This window comes from Streptomyces sp. NPDC103540 (genome assembly GCF_055584445.1).
The window spans coordinates 123064-143120 of sequence record NZ_JBVJMA010000015.1 but is presented as its reverse complement, the minus strand read 5'-3'; the positions used below and the strand labels follow the sequence as shown (position 1 = coordinate 143120).

The window sequence follows — 20057 nt, the reverse complement described above, 5'->3', positions numbered from 1 at the left end:
CGCGGGACCGGCCGTCGGCGCGGGGCCGGCTGGGGGGCCGGTCGTCGCGGACCGTCGTGGGCGGGGCCGGTCGTCGGGGGCCGGTCGTGTCGGAAATCCGCCGGACCCGGGCGGCGCGATCTGTTGAACTGACCCCATGACCACCACACACGACCTGACCGCCCGCGCCGAGGCCTTCGCCGCACTGCACGTCCCCGGCTCCCCCCTCGCCCTCGCCAACGCCTGGGACGTCGCCAGCGCCCGCGTCGTCGAGGCGGCCGGCTCCCCCGCCGTCGCCACCACCAGCGCGGGCGTCGCCTGGTCCCTGGGCGCGGCCGACGGGGACCTCCTGGCCCGCGACCGGGCCCTGGACCTGATCGGCCGGGTCGTCGACGCGGTCTCCGTACCCGTCACCGCCGACATCGAGGGCGGCTTCGGCGCCGACGCCGAGGCCGTCGGCGAGACGATCACCGGGGTCCTGGCGGCCGGCGCGGTCGGCGTGAACATCGAGGACGGCACCCGCTCCCCCGCCGAGTTCGCCGAGCGGCTCGCCGCGGCGCGGGCCGCCGCCGACTCCGCCGGGGTCCCGCTGTACGTCAACGCCCGCATCGACACCTTCCTGTTCGGTCTCGGCGCCCCGGAGTCCCGGCTCGACGAGACCCTCTCCCGCGCCGCCGCCTACCTCCGGGCGGGTGCCACCGGCGTCTTCGTGCCCGGGGTCGTCGACCCGGCCGTGATCACCGAGCTGGTCAAGGGCGTCGGGGCGCCGCTGAACGTGCTCGCCGCCCCCGGCGCGCCGACGGTCTCCGAACTCGCCGCCCTCGGGGTGGCGCGCGTCAGCCTCGGCAGCTGGGTCGCCGAGACGGCCTACGCCGTGGCCCGTCGCGCCACCGAGGAAATCCTCGCCGGCGGCGGCTACGGGGCGCTCGCCGGGGCCCTCCCGTACGGGGAGCTGAACGCCCTGCTCAAGGGCTGAGAAATCGAGGGGACGCGGCCGTGGGCCGACCGTACGATCCGCTCATGAACAGAGCGAGCCCGGTGGACACCTCGCCGACCGCGCCGACCGCGTCCGCGCGGCGCACGGGCGGCGCGGTGTGGACCGCCCTCACCCTCGTGTACGTGGTCTGGGGGTCGACCTACCTCGGCATCCGGATCGTCGTCGAGACCATGCCGCCGTTCCTGTCGGCCGGGGCCCGGTTCATCACCGCCGGGCTCGTCCTGGCCGTGGCCGTCACCGTGCGGTTCGGCCCGGGCGCGCTGCGCGTCACCCGTCGGCAGCTCGCCTCCACCGTCCTGGTCGGGCTGCTGCTGATCCCCGGCGGCAACGGCCTGGTGGCCCTGGCCGAGACCTCGGTGCCGTCCGGGCTCGCCGCGCTGCTGGTGGCGTCGGTCCCGATGTGGGTGGTGCTGCTGCGCGCGGGCAGCGGGGACCGCCCCCGCGCGTGGACCCTGGTCGGGGTGCTGGTGGGCCTCGCCGGCCTGGCGGTGCTGATCGGCCCCGGGCTGAGCGGGGAGGTCCGGCTCTCGGGGGTGCTGCTCGTGCTGGCGGCCTCCGTGAGCTGGTCGCTGGGCTCCTTCTCGGGCTCGAAGCTGTCGACGCCGACGAACCCCTTCACCGGCAGCGCCTACCAGATGCTGGTCGGCGGGGTCGCCGGGATCGCGATCGGGCTGCTGCGCGGGGAGGGCCGCGGCCTGGACGTGGGCTCCTTCTCCACCGCCTCCTGGGTGGCCCTGGCCTACCTGGCGCTGATCGGCTCGGCGGTGGGCTTCACCGCGTACGCGTGGCTGCTGCGGTCGGCGCCGCTGTCGCTGGTGTCCACGTACGCCTACGTCAATCCGGTGGTCGCCGTCGCGCTGGGCGCGCTGATCCTCGACGAGGCCCTGACCTGGCCGATCCTGGCCGGCGGCGGGATCGTGGTGGCGGCGGTCGGCGTGATCGTCAGTACGGAACGGCGCAAGGCCGGGCCACCGGCCGCCCCCGCTCCCGCCCCCGACCCGGCCCCGGATCCGGACCCGGCCGCCGAGCCCGGCTCCGCTCAGCCCCGCGCGGCCCGCTCGTAGAGGGCCTTGGCCCGGTCGTCGTAGAGCGCGGCGGTGGAGTCCACGTCCGTGTCCCCGCCGCTCAGGACGCCGATCAGGCGCCCCGGGCTGCCCGTGCCGCCCCGGTCGGCGATCCAGGGGCTGCCGCTGGTGCCCGTCCAGAAGCCGGCGCAGCTGATGTACAGCATGGCGGGGTCGTCCAGGTCGTGGCGGGTCTGGGTGGTGCAGGACACCGGCTTGTTCTGCGGGTTGTGTTCGGACTCCGGGTAGCCCACGACGGTGACGTCGCGTTCGTAGCCGGAGGTCCAGTCGGGCGTCGGGGCCTCGCCGCGGCCGACCCGCTCCTGGACGCCGCGCCCGTCCTCGTCCGGGTCGATGGTGAGGAAGGCGTAGTCGGCGGTCTCGTCGCCCCACTTCGTCCACCGCTCGTCGACGTGGATGGCGCGGACCTTCCACGTGCCGAGGGGTTGGGTGCCCGAGCCCTCGCCGGAGAAGGCGGGGGCGAAGGAGAGCTCGCCGATGGCGAGGCCGTCGTGGGCGACCTCGCCCGGCTGTCCGTCCTCGCCGGCGGGGGCCACGCAGTGCGCGGCGGTGGCGACGACGTTGCCCTTCGGGCTGTCGACCACGCTCGCCGTGCACCAGTGTTCGCCGCCCGCCATCAGCACGCCCACGGTCGGGAAGGGGTGCACCGGCCGCTCGGCGGACGCCGTGAGGAACACGGCGGCGCACACCGCCGTGATGCCCGCCGCGGCCGCGGCCGAGGCCCCCTTCACCACCGGGCTCACGGCACGGCGGGGTCGGGTGTCGGTCCCTGCATCACCTTGCTGATCCACGCCAGGGAGCCCTCCCTCATGCCACGTACGTACGACTTTCCGTTGTGCTCACCATCCTGGATCACCTGGAGCGAGGTGTGCACGGGGCCCCTGCCGTACTCCTTCATGAACTTCTCGGCCAGATCGCGACCGCTCTCCTTGGTGCCGATCTGGAAGTTCACGTAGACGTCCGGACCGCCGGCCTTGATCAGCTTCTCGGCCAGGCGTTCCGGGTTGTTCGCGTCCATGGCCTGCCGGTTCCCCTTCCACAGTGGGGAGTCGGGGACGATGTCGACGCCGCTGGCGATGACCGCCTTGAAGCGGTCGGGGTACTTCATGACCTGCTTGAGGCCGTTGAACCCGCCGGCCGAGGAGCCCATGAAGGCCCAGCCGTCGCGGGAGGTGAAGGTGCGGAAATTGGCCTTCGCGAAATCCGGGACGTCCTCGGCCATCCAGGTGCCCATCCTGGGCTCTCCGGGGATGTCCGAGCCGTCGAAGTGGTGCTTGGTGTCGGCGTTGGTCACCGGCATGACGAGGATGAAGGGCAGGCTGGTGCCCGCCGCGGCCCCGTCCGCGACGGCCTGCTGGAGGCCGAGGCCGGGGCCGGTCCCCCAATAGTTCGTGGGGTAGCCGCGGCCGCCGGGCAGGGAGATCAGCACCGGGAAGGCGCTCTTGGCGTACCGGGGCTCGTCGTACTCCTTCGGCACCCACACCCACACGTCACCGGTGAAGCCGGACTTCGCGCCGACCAGGGTGGTCTTGGCGATCTGCGTGCCGTCGGGCAGCCGGCTGGTGCGGGCGAACTCGGCCTTGGGACCCGTGGGCATCAGCACCCCGGGACGGATGTCCTCGGCGGCGGCCGACTCCTGGATCTTCCCGAAGGACACCGGATCCCCTATGTCGGAGAACAGGCCGAACTTGTACGCGGCGCCGCCCCCGGCGGCGAGGACGGCCGCGAGGCCGCCGACGAGGATGATCTGGCGCAGGCGCTTGGGGCGACGGCGGGCCTTGGTCACGGTGCCGCCGTCGCCTTGCTGGTCATACTGCACGGATTTGTTCCCGTTCCTTCTCCGGCGCCCTGGTTGGACGCGGGTCGGACCGATAGGTCCCCCTTACACCCCTGACAGAGGTGTGAACGAGCGGAAGGGTTGCCTGGGACCGGGGTGACGTGGCGCGTGCCACGTCGCGCCCCCGTGCGGGGCGGTCGGGGCGGGGCGGCTCAGCCGGCCTCGGGCTTGGGGCCCTTCAGGACCTTGCTGACCTCGGCGAGCGCGCTCTCCTTCATGCCCCGGACGTAGTCCCAGCCGTTGTGGTCGCCGCCCTTGATCTCGTGGATCGTGACCTTGATCGGGCCCTTGCCGAACTGCTGCTGGAACTTGTCCAGGCGGGCCCGGCCGCCCTCCTTGGTGCCGTACTGGAAGGCGACGTGGACGTCGGGGCCCTTGGTGTCGATCAGCTTCTGCGCGAGCTTCTCGGGGTTGTTCGCGTCCATCTCCGCCTGGTGGCCCTTCCACAGCGGGGAGTCCGGGACGATCTCGCCGCCGTTGGCGATGACGGCCTTGAAGCGGTCGGGGTGCTGCATGACCTGCTTGAGGCCGACGAAGGCGCCGGAGGAGTTGCCCATGAAGGCCCAGCCCTCGCGGGACTTGTAGGTGCGGAAGTTCTTGCGGGCGAAGTCCGGCACGTCCTCGGCCATCCAGGTGCCCATCTTGGCCTGGCCGGGTATGTCGGCGCCGTCGTAGTAGTACTTGTTGTCCGGGTTGAGCACCGGCATGACGAGGATGAAGGGCAGGCTGGTGCCCGCCGAGGCGCCCTCGGCGACGGCCTTCTGGAGGCCGAGGCTGCGGTCGGACCAGTAGTTGGCCGGGAAGCCGTTGCCGCCGGGCAGGGCTATGAGGACCGGGAAGGCGCTCTTGGCGTACTTCGGGTCGTCGTACTCCTTGGGGGCCCAGACCCAGACGTCGCCCTCGAAGCCGGACTTGGCGCCCGCCAGGCGGGTCTTCGCGATGATCGTGCCGTCGTCGAGCTTGGCGGTCTGCTTGAACTCCGACCTCGGACCGGACGGCATGAGCACGTCCGGGTCACCGCTCGGCTTGCCCGCGGGCGCGGAGGGGTCGGAACCCTTCTTCCCGGCGCTCGCGTCCGCGCCGCCGGCCGGGCTCTTGCCGAAGCTGACGGCCTCGCCGTTGCCCGAGAACCACTCGTACTTCCAGGCGGCGAAGCCTCCGCCGCCCAGGGCCAGCACGCAGGCGACGCCCGCGCCGATCCATATCGCGCGCCGGGACTTCCCGCTCCCCCGACCGCTCCCGCGCGGGGGCTCGGGCTCGTAGCCGGACGACTGCTGCGGGTACTCGTGCACGAACTTCGCTCCGAACGGTCATGCCTGCCCCGGGGCGGGGCAGGACGGGTGGACATCCCCTACGTTGGGATGGGGGAACGGCCCACGAAGTTCCAAATGCTCGCAAAAACCTGTGACGAACGTCGACACCGGCCCCGGCCCCCGAACGTCACGGCGGGGTCGCCCCGGCGCCGCCCCCGCGTCACCTCAGGGTGTCGAGCACGTCCGCGCACCGCCCCAGCAGCTCGACGAGCCGCTCCCGTTCCTCCTCGGAGAAGGCGTCGGCGAGCGCCCGCTCCACCCGCACGGCGGCCACGTCCGCCTGCTCCATCACCTCGCGGCCCCGCGGCGTCAGCCGCGTCTCCAGCACGTTGCGGTGCCATTCGTGCGGGGTCCGCTCGATGAGCCCGCGCTCGTCCAGGTTCTTCAGCACCGTGTTCATGGTGGGCGGCGTGACCCCGCAGAGCCGGGAGAGCGCCGCGGCGGAGATGCCCGGCTTCTCGGCCAGCCAGAGCAGCGCGGCGTACTGCGGAACCGTTACTGCGGCCGGCTTGAGCGCGGCGGACTTCGCCGCGAGGAGCGCCTGCTCGGCGCGCTTCACGTGCGCGCCGATCCGCTCCTCGGGGGGCATGGAGGTCATGGGCGCATCCTACGACCCTTGCCAAGCATTAGAACCCTAACTACTCTTCGAGCACACTCGATCGAACGGATGCACATATGCCGAAGTCCTCGAAGCTTTCCCGGCTCGCCACCCTGACCACCGTCGCGGCCCTGGCCCTCGGCGCCCTCGGCGCCCTCGGCACCGCGGGCGCCGCCCCCGCCGCGGCCGGCGGGGCCCCGACCGTCTCCACCGCGTTCACCCTCCCCGGCGCGAAGGTCTTCCCCGAGGGCATAGCCACCGACGCGCGCACGGGTGCGGTCTACGTCGGCTCCTACGCGGACGGCACCGTGTACCGCGCCCGCCCCGGGGCCCGTACGGCCGAGGTCTTCCTCCCGGCCGGCCGCGACGGCAGGCGCACGGCGAACGGCCTGCGCGTCGACGCCGCCCGGCACCGGCTGTGGGTCACCGACTCCACCGCCGGGGTGTCCGTGTACGACACCCGGTCGGGCGCCCGCCTGGCGCACTTCGAGGTGCCGGGCGAAGGCCCCCGCTTCGTCAACGACCTGACCCTCACCCCGGACGGCACCGCCTACCTGACGGACAGCGTCCGCGCGGTGGTCTACCGCGTCACCCCGGCCGAACTGCGGACCGGCTCGGGCCCGCTCACCGTGGCGCACGACCTGAGCGGACACCTCGCGCCGTCGCCGGCCGGGAGCTTCGCGCTGAACGGCATCGTCTCCGACCCCGCGGGCCGCTACCTCCTGACGGTCGACATGACCGCGGGCGAGCTCCACCGCGTCGACCTGCGCACCGGTGCGATCGGCCGCGTCGCCCTGAGCGGCGGCGACCTGAAGGCCGCCGACGGCCTCGACCTCGCCGCCGGCGGCGTCCTGCGGGTGGCCCAGAACCTGCCGAACACCCTGACCCGCTGGCAGCTGAGCGCCGACGGCACCCGCGCCCGCCTGGTCCGCTCCGTCACGGACGCGTCGCTCCAGATCCCGACGACCCTGGCGCACACCCCGGGGCGCACCCTGGTGGTGCGCTCCCAGTTCGACAGGGACGGCGGCCCGATGAACCCGACCACGGGCGCCCCGACGACCTTCACGGTCGCGGCGGTGCGGGGGCTCTAGGGGGCTCCGGGGGGGGCTCCGGGCGGGGGGTTCAGCTCGGGTCGGAGAAGGCGTGGACGCCCCTGATCCGACCGTCCTCGAACAGGGCGACGTCGGTGCCCACCAGCACCGGGGCGCCCTCCTCCCCGAAGGCCCACCCGAAGCGGGCCTGCTCGTGGTGGCCGTCGACCTTTCCCGTCAGGGAGAACGAGACCCCCGGCGGGAAGCTCGCCCGCAGCCGCGCGAGGTGCTCGACGAGCGCCTCGCGCCCGCGCACCCGTACGTCGGGGTCGCAGTATTCGGCGTCCTCGGTGAACAGCACCTCGACGCCGGTTCGCCGCCGCCCGTCGTCGACCTCGTTGACGATCCCGATGAACGCCTCGATCAGCCCCTGGTAGTCCATCCCCCCAGCCTGCCGGCGCCCCCCGGAGCCCTCCTGGACTCCGGCCGAACCGGTCGACGAAGTACGCGCTAGTCGACGAAGTAGGAGTCGTGGCGCACGAAGAACTCCGCGCGCTCCTCGTCCGTGGCGTCCGCCATGGCCGCCAGCCCCTCGAAGTACTCCTCGCGCGGGGCCCCCGGGGCGAAGATCATCAGCATCTCGGCGGGTGCGTCGGAGTCGTTGCGGAAGGCGTGCAGACCGCCCTGGGGCACGTAGAGGAAGTCGCCCTTGCCCGCGTCGACCCACCGCTCGCCGTCGAACAGCCGGACCGTGCCGTCGAGCACGAAGAACGACTCCGAGATCGTCTTGTGGAAGTGCGTCTTCGGACCGCCGGCCCGCGCGCTCATCTCCACCCGGTAGAGCCCGAACTCCCCGCGCGTGGAGGCCTTCGTCGCCAGGTAGTGCATCGCGTCCCCGCCCGCCGCCCCCAGCTCGGGCGGCGTGTCCACGGTCCGGAAGACCGCGCTGACCTCGCCCTGCTCGCGGTGGTACACCTGCTCCGGATACTCCGGATACGACATCGGATCCCCCTGGTCGCCGGTCCCGCCGGAAGCCTCCGCTCCCGGCCGTGATCAACACCCGGCCCGGCCCGGTATTCCCGCGCGGCGACCGGTCGGCGAGACTGCGCGGGTGAGTCGCCACCGCCCTTCGCCGCCCCACCCGCTCCCCGAACCCGGACGGGCCGACGTCACGCCCTCCCGCCTCGCACACCTCATCAGCCGGCTCGACGACTCGACGGGCCCGTCCTACGACGCCCGCGCGGAGCTGATCCGCATCGGCGCCGAAGCCGTACCCGCCCTCATCGACGGCCTGCCCTCCCTCGACGCCTTCGGGCAGCTGACCGCCATCGAGGTCTTCGAGGAGGTGGCCGACCCCCGCTGCGGGCCCGCCCTCGTCGGCCTGCTCGACAGCGAGGACGCCGCCGTCCGCGAATGGGCCGCCATCGCCCTGACGGACCTGAGGATCGACGGGGCCGTCGCACACGTCCGCCGCGCCTATCGCGCCTGCCTGGACCGGCGCACCCCGCCCGACCGGAGCGAACCCGACGGACTGCGCTGGGCCCTGACCACCCTCGGCGCCCGCACCCCCGTGGTCCCGGCCCTCACCGCGCGCCTGCGCTCCATACCCCCGGACGAGGCCCCCGGCTGGCCCTCGGCGCACTTCGCCGCGATCGTCGACGACCTGGCCGACCACGCCCAGGTGATCCTCCACTCGCAGTTCCGACGGGTGACCGCCGGCCGCGCGTACGACCTCTCCGGCACCTCCCTGGACCGGGAACTCGACTGGGACGCGCCCTGGGAGCACCTGGTCGAGGAGTCCCGCACCTGGTCCCTGCTGGAGGCCTCCGAGGCCCCGGTCGCCGACGACATCCTCGTCGCCCCCACCTGGATCGACCGCAGCGACCTGCACCCGGAGGGGTGACCGCCGCCGTCACGAAACCCGCCGAGAGCCACGTGACGAGGATGTACGGGAGCCTCCCGCGCCACCTCGCCCTGAACGGCGCACATCGGACACCCCTCGTCCGCGTACGACACCTGACGGTCACGACGAAGGGGCCGACGCCCGACGGAGTCGACCCCTTCCGAAGGTTCCCGCGGTCAGTAGTGGTACCGAGCCGCAAGGATGATGATCTCCCTCTCCGTCACCAGGTAGACGAGGCGGTGCTCGTCGTCGATCCGCCGCGACCACGCGCCGGGCAGGTGGTACTTCAAGGGTTCGGGCTTGCCGATCCCCGAGAAGGGGTCACGCCTGACGTCCTCGATGAGCTTGTTGATCCGGGCGAGCATCTTGCGGTCGCTCTTGAGCCAGGACGTGTAGTCCTCCCAGCCCTGATCCTCGAAGACAAGCCTCACCCGGCACCCGCACCCGCGTCCGCCGAGTCCGGATCGATCAGTTCTCGCTCCGACACGTTGATGTTCGCCAGGGCATTCTCGTACGCCTTGAGCAGCCGGCGGGCGTTCGCCGGAGAGCGCAGCAGGTAGGAGCCCTCGCGCAGGGCCGCGTAGTCCTCGGCCGAGACGAGCACGGCGTTGCCGTGCTTCGAGACGATCTCGATGGCCTCGTGATTCTCGTTGACCTTCTTGATCAGCGGAAAGAGTTCCCTGCGGGCTTCGCTGGCGGTTATGGACATGGCCTGACCTCTTCCCCGAAGTGGTACTTGATAACGTACCACTTCGGCACTCCTTGGGCAGGGAGAGCCGGGTGACGAGAGGTGCCGCGGGGTCGCGCTTCCCGGCGCCATCCCGGCACGGGAAACGGTCAGGGGTCCGACTCCGAAGAGCCGACCCCCTTTGAGCTGCACGTTTGCCAGATCATCCGCATCACGGCAGGCAGCCGACCAACACGTCGAAGCGGAATGTCTGCCGCCCGATCCTGACCTGCGGCGGAGCCCCGTCCGGGGCTCCGACCAGCCATTTCCCTGTTGGCATGCGTTGGCTCCCGATGACTGTTTAGGACAGTCCGGCGGACTGGCTACGGACTGGCCGGGGGTGCCGTGGCGGAGAAATCCATGGCACACCGGCGGGACCTACGACGAGACTGCGCAGGTGAGCGACCGCTACACCTTGCCCCTGCTGCGGACACCGCGTGCTCGACGCCGTGCTCGGCTCGTATGAGATCCTGGCGAGCCTGAAGATCGAGGACGCGGTCGAGCCCCTGCGGCGCGCCTACCGCGCCTGCCTGGAGCGGCAGACTCCACACGACGAGTCCGAACACGTCGCCATCCGCTGGGCCCTGACCGACCTCGACGCCCGCAGCCCCGTCGTCCCCTCCCCGACCGCCCGCCTGCGCGCCGGTACCGGACCGGACAGCCCCGGCTGGCCCTCGTCCCACTTCGCGGAGATCGTCGACGACCTGGCCGACCACTCCCAACTGATCCTCTACTCCCGGTTCCGGCGAGTGGCCGCCAGCCACACGTACGGCGTCTCCGGCCCCGGCCTCGACTGGCAGCTCGACTGGCCTGCGCCCTGGAAGCACCTGGTCGAGGAAGCCCGCACATGGTTCCTCCTGGAAGCCACCGAAGCCCACGGCGCCGACACCATCTTCGTCGCTCCCACCTGGATCGACCGCACCGACCTACACCCGGAGAGGTGACCGACGCCGTTCCGGCACCCCGAGGAGACCGGCTACGGCTACGTGATCGAGCGCCGACGGCCGGCGATACGCGTCGGTGAGGGCGAACAAGCGGCTCACAGCGACGGTGACGTTCCTCGTGTGCTGCTTCGGGGCGTCCCGGTCGTGGTGCCCAAAGACCTGACAGGAATCGACTTCAGTACGGCGAACATCCGACGCGACAGTGAGCAGGATGCCGCTTGGAGCGATTCCCCCCTCCGAAGTGGTGACGTCGTCCTGGCGCGCAGCGGAGAGCTGGGGCGAGCCGCTGTGTCCTGCCTGCAGTCGAAGCCCAAACGGAGCGTCGGCCTATCAGGGCGGTCATGAGGGCGGCTGGAGCAGGGAGGAGGAGCAGGATGCCGATGACCTGCCCAAGCCTCTGGCCCCTTCCCGGGGCCACCGTTCGACGTGACTGATATTTTACGATGATCGCAACCTGGTGGGGGGAAGCCGCCGGGGCTTGGAGATCAGGAAGACAATGCGCATTGCCCAGATCCTCGACAAGATCGACTCCGGCGACATCGCCCTGCCGGAATTCCAGCGCGGATATGTATGGACCCGCGACCAGGTACGCGGATTCTTCCAGTCCCTCTATCGCAGCTACCCGATCGGCGGCTTTCTCACCTGGGGAACCAAGGTTGAAAGCACCCAGACCAGAGGGGTCCGGGCCGACAGGGACGGCACTGTAAACCTTCTGCTGGACGGGCAGCAGCGAGTGACCACGCTCTACGGCGTGACCCGCGGTCGGCCTCCCCACTTCTTCGAGGGGAACCCCGCAACGTTGACAGGGCTGCACTTCAACCTGGATACAGAGACGTTCGAGTTCTACGCACCGGCGAAGATGAAGGACAACCCCTTGTGGTTGGACGTCACCTCTCTCCTTCGCAACGGTCTGAGCACCCACCTGCAGACGGTGAACCAACTGGCTGACGGAGACACCGAGGTGCTGTCCACCTACATCGAACGCCTGAACCGCATCACCCAGATCATGGACCGAGAGGTCCACATCGACGAAGTCACAGGTGAGGACAAGACCATCGATGTCGTCGTCGAAATCTTCAACCGGGTGAATTCCGGCGGCACCAAGCTCTCCAAAGGCGATCTGGCCCTGGCTGCGATCTGCGCCTCATGGCCGGAAGCCCGGCCGACGATGAACGGGGCCCTGACGACTTGGTCCGCGGCAGGGTTCGACTTCAAGCTCGACTGGCTGTTGCGCAATGTCAACGCAGTGCTCACCGGCGAGGCGCAGTTCTCGAAGCTCGCAGAAGTTGGAGTCCTGCCCTTCCAGGCCGGCTTGAAAGGGACCATCGACTCCGTCGACTACATGCTCAACGCGCTGGGCGGACGGCTGGGGCTCGACCACGGAAGGGTCATCAGTGGCCGGGGAGCCTTTCCTGTCATGAGCCGTCTGCTCCACATCCACGGCGGACGATTCCCTGACGGGACAACCCGCGACCGGCTCTTCTACTGGTATGTCCACAGCTTCCTGTGGGGCCGTCACACGGGAGCGACGGAAACTACGCTCAATCAGGATCTGAAGGCGCTCGACGACGGCGGAGTCGAGCTGCTCATCGACGTGCTGCGACGCAGTAACGGCGGACGACTGCAGGTGAGCCCCGACGACTTCGCAGGTGCCAGCATGGGATCGCGCTTCTACCCCCTGCTGTACATGCTCACGCGGGTCCACGGCGCGCAGGATCTGGACAGCGGGGTACCACTGCGGGACGGCATGCTGGGCCGACTGAACTCCCTCCAGGTGCACCACATCTTTCCCAAGGCTCGCTTGCGCGCGTATGGGTACAGTCACGCCGAGATCAACGCGGTGGCCAACTTCTGCTTCCTCACGCAGGACACCAACCTACGGGTTGGGGCCAAGAATCCCGCGGAGTACCTTGCGGAGATCACGATGCGTATGCCGGGCGCGCTGGAATCACAGTGGATCCCGGTGGATCCGGAACTCTGGCGCGTTGAAAACTACCCGAAGTTCCTGGCCGCGCGTCGCGAACTCCTGTCGTACGCCGCAAACGACTTCTTGGACGCGCTCCACGATGGCCCAGCCCCTGTAGACCTCGTCTCTCCCTCACGATCCGGCCTTCCGCGTACTGCTGTGGCGGTGTCCGAACCAACCTCGTTCGACGACGTTCCCGGCCTCGCGGCGCTCCTGCTTGAGGTCCAGGAAGCAGGATTCGCGACGCCCGACCTGGACAGCGAGGTGGTCGATCCCAGTACGGGTGAGGCGATCGCCATCGCCACCGCCTACTGGCCTCATGGCCTCCAGGAGGAGGTGGGCGGGTCCGTGGTCCTGGCCATCGACACGACGCCCGCAGAGCAGGCAGCGATGGAAGCGAGCGACTATCGCGTCTTCCACAGCGCCGACGCCCTGCGCCGGTACGTCAGGAACATGCGCGCCGAGCACGCATCAACGTGACCTGAGACAGACGAGATCGATCCGCACGGGATGCCGGGAGAAGCCACAACAGTGCCGCGCCCGGCACTCCCTCCACAACGGGCTCACGGTGAGGCAGCCCGATCATCACCACACGTCCGTTGTGTACACATGGCACACTCGGTACGCTTGAGCGCATGACACGGCCGCTGCCCACAGAGTCCATCCGCGACGTGCGCGCACACCTGGCTGAGGTCGTGGAGCGCGCGGATCGCGACGACGTACCCACGGTGATCACGCGCCGGGGCAAGGAAGTCGCCGCCGTCGTCTCCATTGAGGTGCTGCGCAAGTACCAGGAGTGGGAAGAGCGCGAGATCAACCGGATCATCGACGAGCGCATGGCCAACCCGGCTCCCGGCATCCCGATCGAGGACATCATGAGGGAGACACTGGCGCGAGGTGAGTGAGTACCGAACCGTCTTCCGGCCAGAGGCCCAGGCCGAGCTTCGGAAGATCCCTCGCGACATGGCGCTGCGCATCCTGGCCAAGCTGACCGAGCTGGAGAGCGACCCCCTCGGCTTCAACACCACCGCGCTCGTATCGCAGCCGGAACGCCGGCGACTGCGATTCGGCGACTACCGCGTCGTCTACACGATCGACAACGGGGAGCTCGTGGTGTGGGTCGTGCACGTCGGACACCGCTCCACGGTCTACGACACGTAGCTGCTCCCGTTCTGCGGACTGCTGCGGACAGCACGACGGCCTGACCTGCTTTCTCGCAGGTCAGGCCGTTTGTCCACGTCCAATCAGACGTTGAAGCGGAACTCCACCACGTCGCCGTCCTGCATGACGTAGTCCTTGCCTTCCATGCGGGCCTTGCCCTTGGCGCGGGCCTCGGTGACCGAGCCGCACTCGACGAGGTCCGCGAAGGAGATGACCTCGGCCTTGATGAAGCCGCGCTGGAAGTCGGTGTGGATGACGCCCGCCGCCTCCGGGGCGGTGGCGCCCTGCTTGATCGTCCAGGCGCGGGTTTCCTTCGGGCCGGCCGTCAGGTACGTCTGGAGGCCCAGGGTGGCGAAGCCGACGCGGCCGAGGGTGGCGAGGCCGGGCTCGTCCTGGCCGACCGACTGGAGGAGCTCCAGGGCCTCCTCGTCGTCGAGCTCCGCGAGGTCCGCCTCCAGCTTCGCGTTCAGGAAGATGGCCTCGGCCGGGGCGACCAGCGCGGACTGCTCCGCCTTGAAGGCGTCGTCCGTCAGCTCGTCCTCGTCCACGTTGAAGACGTACAGGAACGGCTTCGTGGTCAGCAGGTGCAGCTCGTGCAGGAGGTCGCCCTGCTCGGTGCCCTTGGTGATGCCCTTCGAGAAGAGGGTCTCGCCCGCTTCCAGGATCTTCTGGGCCTTCTCGACGGCGGCCAGAACGGCGACCTTGTCCTTCTGGAGGCGGGACTCCTTCGTCAGGCGCGGCACCGCCTTCTCGATGGACTGGAGGTCGGCGAGGATCAGCTCGGTGTTGATCGTCTCGATGTCGTCCTTCGGCGAGACCTTGCCGTCGACGTGGACGACGTTCTCGTCCTTGAAGGCGCGGATGACCTGGCAGATCGCGTCCGACTCGCGGATGTTCGCGAGGAACTTGTTGCCGAGGCCCTCGCCCTCCGAGGCGCCGCGCACGATGCCGGCGATGTCGACGAAGTCGACGGTGGCGGGCAGGACCTTGTGCGAGCCGAAGATGCCCGCGAGGACGGCCAGACGCGGGTCCGGCACGCCGACGACGCCGACGTTCGGCTCGATGGTGGCGAACGGGTAGTTGGCCGCCAGCACGTCGTTCTTGGTCAGGGCGTTGAACAGGGTCGACTTGCCGACATTCGGCAGGCCGACGATTCCGATCGTGAGCGACACGTTGGCGACTTCCCGTAGCTGGAGGGGGCGGCGGCCCGGAGTGGGCCGTCGGACAGTTTACTTTCCGATGAGCGCCGGTGGATGTACGCGTGTCCAGGCGGCCACTCGGTGCCCTCCCGCCTAGTTTGGTGGGGTGGAGCAATACAGGATGCGTTCGGTACCTCACCCTCAGGCGCGACGGCCCCGTCCCCCGGCCGCCGGGCCGGCCCGGCGGATGCCGCGGCCCATGCTGACCGGTCTCGGCGGCGGGCTGTTCGCCTGCGTGGCGATGCTGCTGGTCGCCGGGGTCTCCTGGCTGCTCTTCGACTCCTCGCTCTTCGCGTACGGGTTGCTGTTCCTGCCCGTCGCCGCCGCGACCGCCGTCTGGGTGAGGCCGGCCGACCTGATCACCGCGCCCATCTCCGTGCCGATCGCCTTCGCCGCCGGGGTGTGGCCCGTCTCCGGCGGCTCCGGCGGCTTCGGCGGGGAGCTGATGGGGGTGGTGTCCGCGCTGTCCCTGCACGCGGGCTGGCTGTACGCGGGCACGCTCGTCGCCGCCCTGATCGCGCTGGTGCGCCGGGCCGCGCTCAGCGGCCGCAGGCGGGCCGCGGCGGCCCGGCGCAGCAGTACGGCGTAGGAGGAGCGGGGCGGCCGGGGACGGCTACGCGGCGCCCCGCGCGGCCATCGCCGCGCCCACGATGCCCGCGTTGTTCTGGAGCTCGGCGGGGACGATCGGGGCCCGGACGTGGTCCTTGACCAGCGGCAGGAACTTCTCCGGCTTGCGGCTCACCCCGCCGCCGAGGATGAACAGGTCGGGCGAGAAGAGCATCTCCACGTGGGCCAGATAGCGGGCCAGCCGGTGCGACCAGCGCTCCCAGCTGAGGTCCCCGTCCTCCTTGGCCTTGACCGAGGCCCGGGTCTCCGCGTCGTGACCCTTGAGCTCCAGGTGCCCCAGCTCGGTGTTGGGCACGAGCACCCCGTCGCGGAAGAGGGCGCTGCCGATGCCGGTGCCCAGGGTCAGCAGCAGCACCGTGCCCGCCACGCCGCGGCCCGCCCCGTGGGTGATCTCGGCGACGCCGGCCGCGTCGGCGTCGTTGAGGACCGTCACAGGGCGCCCGTCGAGCCGTGAGGAGAGCAGGGCCGCCGCGTCCAGGCCGACCCAGGCCTTGTCGACGTTGGCGGCCGTGCGGGTGATGCCGTTGGTGACCACGCCCGGGAAGGTGACGCCGACCGGGCCGCTCCAGTCGAAGGCGCCGACCACCTCGGCGACGCATCCGGCCACCCCGTCGGGGGTGGCCGGGTGGGGGGTCAGTACCTTGTGCCGCTCCTGCGCGAGCTCGCCGCGCTCCACGTTGACGGGAGCGCCCTTGATGCCGGAACCGCCGATGTCCACACCGAAGATCTGCATGGAATCACCGTACGAACGAGCCGCGCCCGTAGCTACTCGTCGGAGCCGCCGGCCGCTACTTGTCGGAGCCGTCGGCCACCAGCTCGGCCGCCACGGCGCGCAGGTCGCGGCGCAGTTCCTTGGGCAGCGAGAAGGTGATGGACTCCTCGGCGGTCTTGACGATCTCCACGTCCGCGTAACCGCGGGCCGCGAGCCACTCCAGGACCTCCTCGACGAGCACCTCCGGCACCGAGGCGCCCGAGGTCAGGCCGACCGTGGTGACGCCCTCCAGCCAGGCCTCGTCGATCTCGCTCGCGAAGTCGACCAGGTGGGCGGCCCTGGCGCCCGCGTCCTTGGCGACCTCGACGAGGCGGATGGAGTTCGAGGAGTTCTTCGAACCGACGACGATGACCAGGTCGGAGTCGGCGCCCATGACCTTGACCGCCGCCTGCCGGTTGGAGGTGGCGTAGCAGATGTCGTCGCTCGGCGGGGAGACCAGCAGCGGGAACTTGGTCTTCAGCGCGTCGACCGTCTCCATCGTCTCGTCGACGGAGAGGGTGGTCTGGGAGAGCCAGACGACCTTGGACTCGTCACGGACGGTGACCTTGTCCACGTCGTGGGGGCCGTCGACGATCGTGATGTGGTCGGGGGCCTCGCCGGAGGTGCCGATGACCTCCTCGTGGCCCTCGTGGCCGATGAGGAGGATGTCGAAGTCGTCGTTGGCGTAGCGGATGGCTTCCTTGTGGACCTTCGTGACCAGCGGGCAGGTCGCGTCGATCGTCGCGAGCCGGCCGCGCGCCGCCTCCTCGTGCACCACCGGGGCCACGCCGTGCGCGGAGAACATCACGATGTTGCCCGGCGGGACCTCCTCCGTCCGTTCGACGAAGATGGCGCCCTTCTTCTCCAGCGTCTGGACGACGTACTTGTTGTGCACGATCTCGTGTCGGACGTAGACCGGCGCACCGTACTGCTCGAGGGCCTTCTCGACAGCGATCACGGCTCGGTCCACGCCCGCGCAGTAGCCGCGCGGGGCGGCGAGCAGGACGCGGCGGGATGCGGGAGCGGGGGCGGGAGCAGTCATACGCTCCATCGTACGGGGGTCTCCAGCAGGCCGGACGTCCCCCGTTCGGCAGAGACTTGCGGGGACGCGCAGGGATCCGGTCGAACGTCCGCACCGGAGATCACCCGGAGGAACGATGACATCCGCTACGGATTCCCGCCCGCCCGAGCCCACGGCGCTCCGGCGGAGTCTCGGCTTCCGGGACCTGGTCGTCTACGGGCTGCTCTTCATCGCCCCGATGGCCCCGGTCGGGGTCTTCGGCACGCTGGACGCCAAGTCGCACGGGGCCGTCGCCCTCGTCTACCTGGTCGCCACGGTGGCGATGGCCTTCACGGCCTTCTCCTACGCGCAGATGGTGCGGGTGGCCCCGCAGGCCGGCTCGGTGTTCACCTACGCCCGCAAGGGGCTGGGCGAGGGGCCGGGGCTGATCGCGGGGTGGATGGCGATGCTGGACTACCTGCTGATCCCGGCGGTGGCGTACCTGTTCTCGGGGATCGCGATGCACGCGCTGGTGCCGGCGGTCTCGCAGTGGGTGTGGACGGCGCTGGCCGTGGTGGTCACCACCGCGTTGAACCTGTGGGGCGTACGGGCGGCCGCCCGGGTGGGCTTCGCGGTGCTGGCCATGGAGATCGTGGTGCTGCTGGTGTTCCTGGTGGCGGCGGTGACGGTGCTGGTGCGCGACGGTGCCCGGCGGGGCTGGCTGTCGCCGCTGACCGGGGACGGCTCGCTGGGGTTCAGTACGGCGGCGGTGCTGGGCGCGGTGTCGGTGGCGGTCCTGTCCTACCTCGGCTTCGACGCCATCGCCTCGTTCGCGGAGGAGGTCACGGGCGGCGGTGCGCGGGTGGCGCGGGCGGTGTTGTTCTGCCTCGCCCTGACGGGGGTGCTGTTCATCGCGCAGACCTACCTGGCGGCGCTGCTGACGCCGGTCTCCTCGGCGGAGCTGGCCGCCGATCCGGCGAAGCAGGGGCCGGCCTTCTACGACAGCGTCGAGGCGTCGGTGGGGGTGTGGCTGCACGACCTGGTGGCGGTGAGCAAGGCCGTGGGGGCGGCGTTCGCGGCGCTGGCGGGGCAGGCGGCGGCCGGGCGGCTGCTGTTCGCGATGGCCCGGGAAGGGCGGCTGCCGCGCGCGCTCGCCCGCACCTCGCACGGCACCCCGCGGGTGGCGCTGCTGGTGGCGGCGACGGTGACGCTGGTGGCGGCGGTGTGGGCGGCGCGGCGCGACGACGGGCTGGACCACCTGGTCTCGGTGGTGGACGTGGGGGCGCTGGTGGCGTTCACCCTGTTGCACGCGTCGGTGGTCGGCTGGTTCGTGGTCAAGCGGGGCGGGGGCGCTCCCGTGTGGTGGAAGCACCTGGTGGTTCCGGTGCTGGGCGCGGTGGTGACGGTGGCGGTGATCGTCGAGGCGTCCCGGGCGGCGCAGCTGGTGGGGGCGGTGTGGCTGGCGGTGGGGCTCGTGGTGTTGTTCGTCCAGCGCGGCCGCCGCACGACCCGCCCCGCCGCCTGAGACGCTGTCAGCCGGGCCGGTTAGCCTGCCTGCATGGCTCTCAACACGTCGGCGGACGCGCCGCTCCCGGTCGGTCAGGTCTCCCGGCTGATCGGCGGCTGGATCGACCGGCTCGGGCAGGTCTGGGTGGAGGGGCAGATCACCCAGCTGAACCGGCGCCCGGGAGCCGGGGTGGTCTTCTTGACCCTGCGCGACCCCTCGCACGACATCTCGGTCGGCGTGACCTGCTTCCGGCAGGTCTTCGAGGAGGTCGCGGACGTGGTCACGGAGGGCGCGCGGGTCGTCGTCCTGGCCAAGCCGGAGTGGTACGCGCCGCGCGGACAGCTGTCCCTGCGGGTGACGGAGATCCGTCCGGTCGGCATCGGGGAGCTGCTGGCCCGCCTGGAGCGGCTCAAGCGGTCGTTGGCCTCCGAGGGGCTGTTCGCCCTGGACCGCAAGAAGCCCCTGCCGTTCCTGCCGCAGCTGATCGGACTGGTGGTCGGGCGGGCCTCGGCGGCGGAGCGCGACGTGCTGGAGAACGCCCGGCGGCGGTGGCCGGCGGTCCGGTTCGAGGTGCGCAACGTGGCCGTGCAGGGCGTCCACGCGGTACCGCAGGTGATCGAGGCCGTACGGGAGCTGGACGCCCGGCCCGACGTGGACGTGATCATCGTGGCGCGCGGCGGCGGCAGCGTGGAGGACCTGCTGCCGTTCTCGGACGAGGAGGTCGTACGGACCGTGGCGGCGGCCCGTACCCCCGTGGTCTCGGCGATCGGGCACGAGCCGGACTCCCCGCTGCTGGACCTGGTCGCCGACCTGCGGGCCTCCACCCCGACGGACGCGGCGAAGAAGGTGGTCCCGGACGTCGGGGAGGAGCTGGAGCGGGTGCGCCAGCTCCAGGGTCGGGGGCTGCGCGCCCTGCGCGGACTGCTCGACCGGGAGGAACGGGGACTGGCGCACGCGCTCGCCCGGCCGGTGTTCGTGCACCCGCAGCGGATGGTGGAGGCCCGGGAGGCGGAGTTGGAGGCCCTGCTCGGGCGCAGCCGGCGCACGCTCGGGCACCTGCTGGACCGGGCCGACTCGGAGCTGGAGCACACCCGGGCGCGGGTCGTGGCGCTGTCGCCGGCCGCCACCCTGGAGCGGGGGTACGCGGTGCTCCAGCGGGCCGACGGACACGTGGTGCGGGCGCCGGCGGAGGTGACGGCGGGCGAGCCGCTGCGGGCGCGGGTCGCGGCGGGCGAGTTCGCGGTTACCGTGACGGACGCGGCCCAGGACGCCGCCCAGGACGCGGCCCAGGATGGCGCCCGGGACGCGGCCCGGGACGGGGCCCGGGACGCGACCCGGGCCACCACCCCGCAAGCGCCCTCGGACACGGCCCCGGGTCCCGCGCCTCGGGCGTAGCCGCGTCCACGAACGGTCTCGACACACTCCGGCAACA

22 protein-coding genes are annotated in these 20057 nt (G+C 71.1%); 11 read left to right on the top strand and 11 right to left on the bottom strand.

What is annotated here, in order from left to right; genetic code table 11:
- Positions 1 to 136 precede the first annotated feature (136 nt).
- Complete coding sequence (locus tag ACZ6ZI_RS31210; RefSeq protein WP_469526422.1) at positions 137 to 955, top strand: isocitrate lyase/PEP mutase family protein; 819 nt, start codon at positions 137 to 139, stop codon at positions 953 to 955.
- A gap of 44 nt (positions 956 to 999) precedes the next feature.
- Complete coding sequence (locus ACZ6ZI_RS31205) at positions 1000 to 2040, top strand: EamA family transporter (RefSeq protein WP_469526421.1); 1041 nt, start codon at positions 1000 to 1002, stop codon at positions 2038 to 2040.
- Here ACZ6ZI_RS31205 and ACZ6ZI_RS31200 read toward each other — a convergent pair.
- From ACZ6ZI_RS31200 to ACZ6ZI_RS31185, 4 genes are all read right to left on the bottom strand, one after another.
- On the bottom strand, positions 2016 to 2804 hold the full coding sequence (locus tag ACZ6ZI_RS31200; RefSeq protein WP_469526419.1) for a trypsin-like serine peptidase: 789 nt from the start codon (positions 2802 to 2804) through the stop codon (positions 2016 to 2018). The two genes, ACZ6ZI_RS31205 and ACZ6ZI_RS31200, sit on opposite strands and share 25 nt — an antisense overlap.
- A complete protein-coding gene (locus ACZ6ZI_RS31195; protein ID WP_469526416.1) occupies positions 2801 to 3880 on the bottom strand; it encodes an alpha/beta hydrolase in 1080 nt (359 codons plus the stop codon). Before ACZ6ZI_RS31195 ends, ACZ6ZI_RS31200 begins: the two co-directional genes overlap by 4 nt.
- Positions 3881 to 4050: 170 nt before the next feature.
- Positions 4051 to 5190, bottom strand: coding sequence for an alpha/beta hydrolase (locus ACZ6ZI_RS31190; protein ID WP_469526415.1), 1140 nt, complete (start codon positions 5188 to 5190; stop codon positions 4051 to 4053).
- A gap of 181 nt (positions 5191 to 5371) precedes the next feature.
- Positions 5372 to 5809, bottom strand: coding sequence for a MarR family winged helix-turn-helix transcriptional regulator (locus ACZ6ZI_RS31185; RefSeq protein WP_363053084.1), 438 nt, complete (start codon positions 5807 to 5809; stop codon positions 5372 to 5374).
- A gap of 77 nt (positions 5810 to 5886) precedes the next feature.
- Between ACZ6ZI_RS31185 and ACZ6ZI_RS31180 the strand changes: the two genes are divergently transcribed.
- Positions 5887 to 6900 carry an SMP-30/gluconolactonase/LRE family protein gene (locus ACZ6ZI_RS31180; protein WP_469526412.1) on the top strand — a complete coding sequence of 338 codons (1014 nt, stop codon included), beginning with the start codon at positions 5887 to 5889 and terminating at the stop codon, positions 6898 to 6900.
- A 31-nt stretch (positions 6901 to 6931) separates the two neighbouring features.
- On the opposite strand, the gene ACZ6ZI_RS31175 is transcribed toward ACZ6ZI_RS31180, so the two are convergent.
- The gene (locus ACZ6ZI_RS31175) at positions 6932 to 7282 is read right to left on the bottom strand and encodes a nuclear transport factor 2 family protein (protein ID WP_469526409.1); all 351 of its coding nucleotides are present in this window, start codon (positions 7280 to 7282) and stop codon (positions 6932 to 6934) included.
- 68 nt (positions 7283 to 7350) lie between these two features.
- Positions 7351 to 7842, bottom strand: a complete 492-nt coding sequence (locus tag ACZ6ZI_RS31170) for a cupin domain-containing protein (protein WP_469526407.1) — start codon at positions 7840 to 7842, stop codon at positions 7351 to 7353.
- A 109-nt stretch (positions 7843 to 7951) separates the two neighbouring features.
- Here ACZ6ZI_RS31170 and ACZ6ZI_RS31165 point away from each other — a divergent pair, with 109 nt between their 5' ends.
- A complete protein-coding gene (locus ACZ6ZI_RS31165) occupies positions 7952 to 8743 on the top strand; it encodes a HEAT repeat domain-containing protein (protein ID WP_469526404.1) in 792 nt (263 codons plus the stop codon).
- 176 nt (positions 8744 to 8919) lie between these two features.
- On the opposite strand, the gene ACZ6ZI_RS31160 is transcribed toward ACZ6ZI_RS31165, so the two are convergent.
- Together ACZ6ZI_RS31160 and ACZ6ZI_RS31155 are read right to left on the bottom strand one after the other, a co-directional pair.
- On the bottom strand, positions 8920 to 9174 hold the full coding sequence (locus ACZ6ZI_RS31160) for a Txe/YoeB family addiction module toxin (RefSeq protein ID WP_469526401.1): 255 nt from the start codon (positions 9172 to 9174) through the stop codon (positions 8920 to 8922).
- Positions 9171 to 9452, bottom strand: coding sequence for a type II toxin-antitoxin system Phd/YefM family antitoxin (locus ACZ6ZI_RS31155; RefSeq protein ID WP_469526399.1), 282 nt, complete (start codon positions 9450 to 9452; stop codon positions 9171 to 9173). The genes ACZ6ZI_RS31160 and ACZ6ZI_RS31155 overlap by 4 nt, the downstream gene beginning before the upstream one ends.
- 455 nt (positions 9453 to 9907) lie before the next feature.
- Between ACZ6ZI_RS31155 and ACZ6ZI_RS31150 the strand changes: the two genes are divergently transcribed.
- From ACZ6ZI_RS31150 to ACZ6ZI_RS31135, 4 genes are all read left to right on the top strand, one after another.
- The gene (locus ACZ6ZI_RS31150) at positions 9908 to 10414 is read left to right on the top strand and encodes a hypothetical protein (protein WP_469526395.1); all 507 of its coding nucleotides are present in this window, start codon (positions 9908 to 9910) and stop codon (positions 10412 to 10414) included.
- 478 nt (positions 10415 to 10892) lie between these two features.
- Positions 10893 to 12860 (top strand): GmrSD restriction endonuclease domain-containing protein, encoded by a 1968-nt coding sequence (locus ACZ6ZI_RS31145; RefSeq protein ID WP_469526394.1) that lies wholly within the window; start codon positions 10893 to 10895, stop codon positions 12858 to 12860.
- Positions 12861 to 13015: 155 nt separating this feature from the next.
- Positions 13016 to 13285: a type II toxin-antitoxin system Phd/YefM family antitoxin gene (locus ACZ6ZI_RS31140; RefSeq protein ID WP_126274136.1), complete on the top strand. Its 270-nt coding sequence runs from the start codon at positions 13016 to 13018 to the stop codon at positions 13283 to 13285.
- A complete protein-coding gene (locus tag ACZ6ZI_RS31135) occupies positions 13278 to 13541 on the top strand; it encodes a type II toxin-antitoxin system RelE family toxin (protein WP_469526390.1) in 264 nt (87 codons plus the stop codon). Before ACZ6ZI_RS31140 ends, ACZ6ZI_RS31135 begins: the two co-directional genes overlap by 8 nt.
- Before the next feature lie 83 nt (positions 13542 to 13624).
- Here ACZ6ZI_RS31135 and ychF read toward each other — a convergent pair whose 3' ends face one another.
- Complete coding sequence (gene ychF / locus ACZ6ZI_RS31130; RefSeq protein ID WP_469526387.1) at positions 13625 to 14713, bottom strand: redox-regulated ATPase YchF; 1089 nt, start codon at positions 14711 to 14713, stop codon at positions 13625 to 13627.
- Positions 14714 to 14939: 226 nt separating this feature from the next.
- Between ychF and ACZ6ZI_RS31125 the strand changes: the two genes are divergently transcribed.
- A complete protein-coding gene (locus ACZ6ZI_RS31125; protein WP_469526385.1) occupies positions 14940 to 15329 on the top strand; it encodes a DUF6542 domain-containing protein in 390 nt (129 codons plus the stop codon).
- Between the two features lie 24 nt (positions 15330 to 15353).
- Here ACZ6ZI_RS31125 and ppgK read toward each other — a convergent pair whose 3' ends face one another.
- The gene (gene ppgK, locus ACZ6ZI_RS31120; protein ID WP_469526382.1) at positions 15354 to 16100 is read right to left on the bottom strand and encodes a polyphosphate--glucose phosphotransferase; all 747 of its coding nucleotides are present in this window, start codon (positions 16098 to 16100) and stop codon (positions 15354 to 15356) included.
- Between the two features lie 55 nt (positions 16101 to 16155).
- A complete protein-coding gene (locus ACZ6ZI_RS31115) occupies positions 16156 to 17169 on the bottom strand; it encodes a 4-hydroxy-3-methylbut-2-enyl diphosphate reductase (RefSeq protein WP_469526379.1) in 1014 nt (337 codons plus the stop codon).
- 106 nt (positions 17170 to 17275) lie between these two features.
- Between ACZ6ZI_RS31115 and ACZ6ZI_RS31110 the strand changes: the two genes are divergently transcribed.
- Positions 17276 to 18643 (top strand): APC family permease, encoded by a 1368-nt coding sequence (locus ACZ6ZI_RS31110; protein ID WP_469526377.1) that lies wholly within the window; start codon positions 17276 to 17278, stop codon positions 18641 to 18643.
- 33 nt (positions 18644 to 18676) lie between these two features.
- On the top strand, positions 18677 to 20020 hold the full coding sequence (gene xseA, locus ACZ6ZI_RS31105) for an exodeoxyribonuclease VII large subunit (RefSeq protein ID WP_469526374.1): 1344 nt from the start codon (positions 18677 to 18679) through the stop codon (positions 20018 to 20020).
- Positions 20021 to 20057 lie beyond the last annotated feature (37 nt).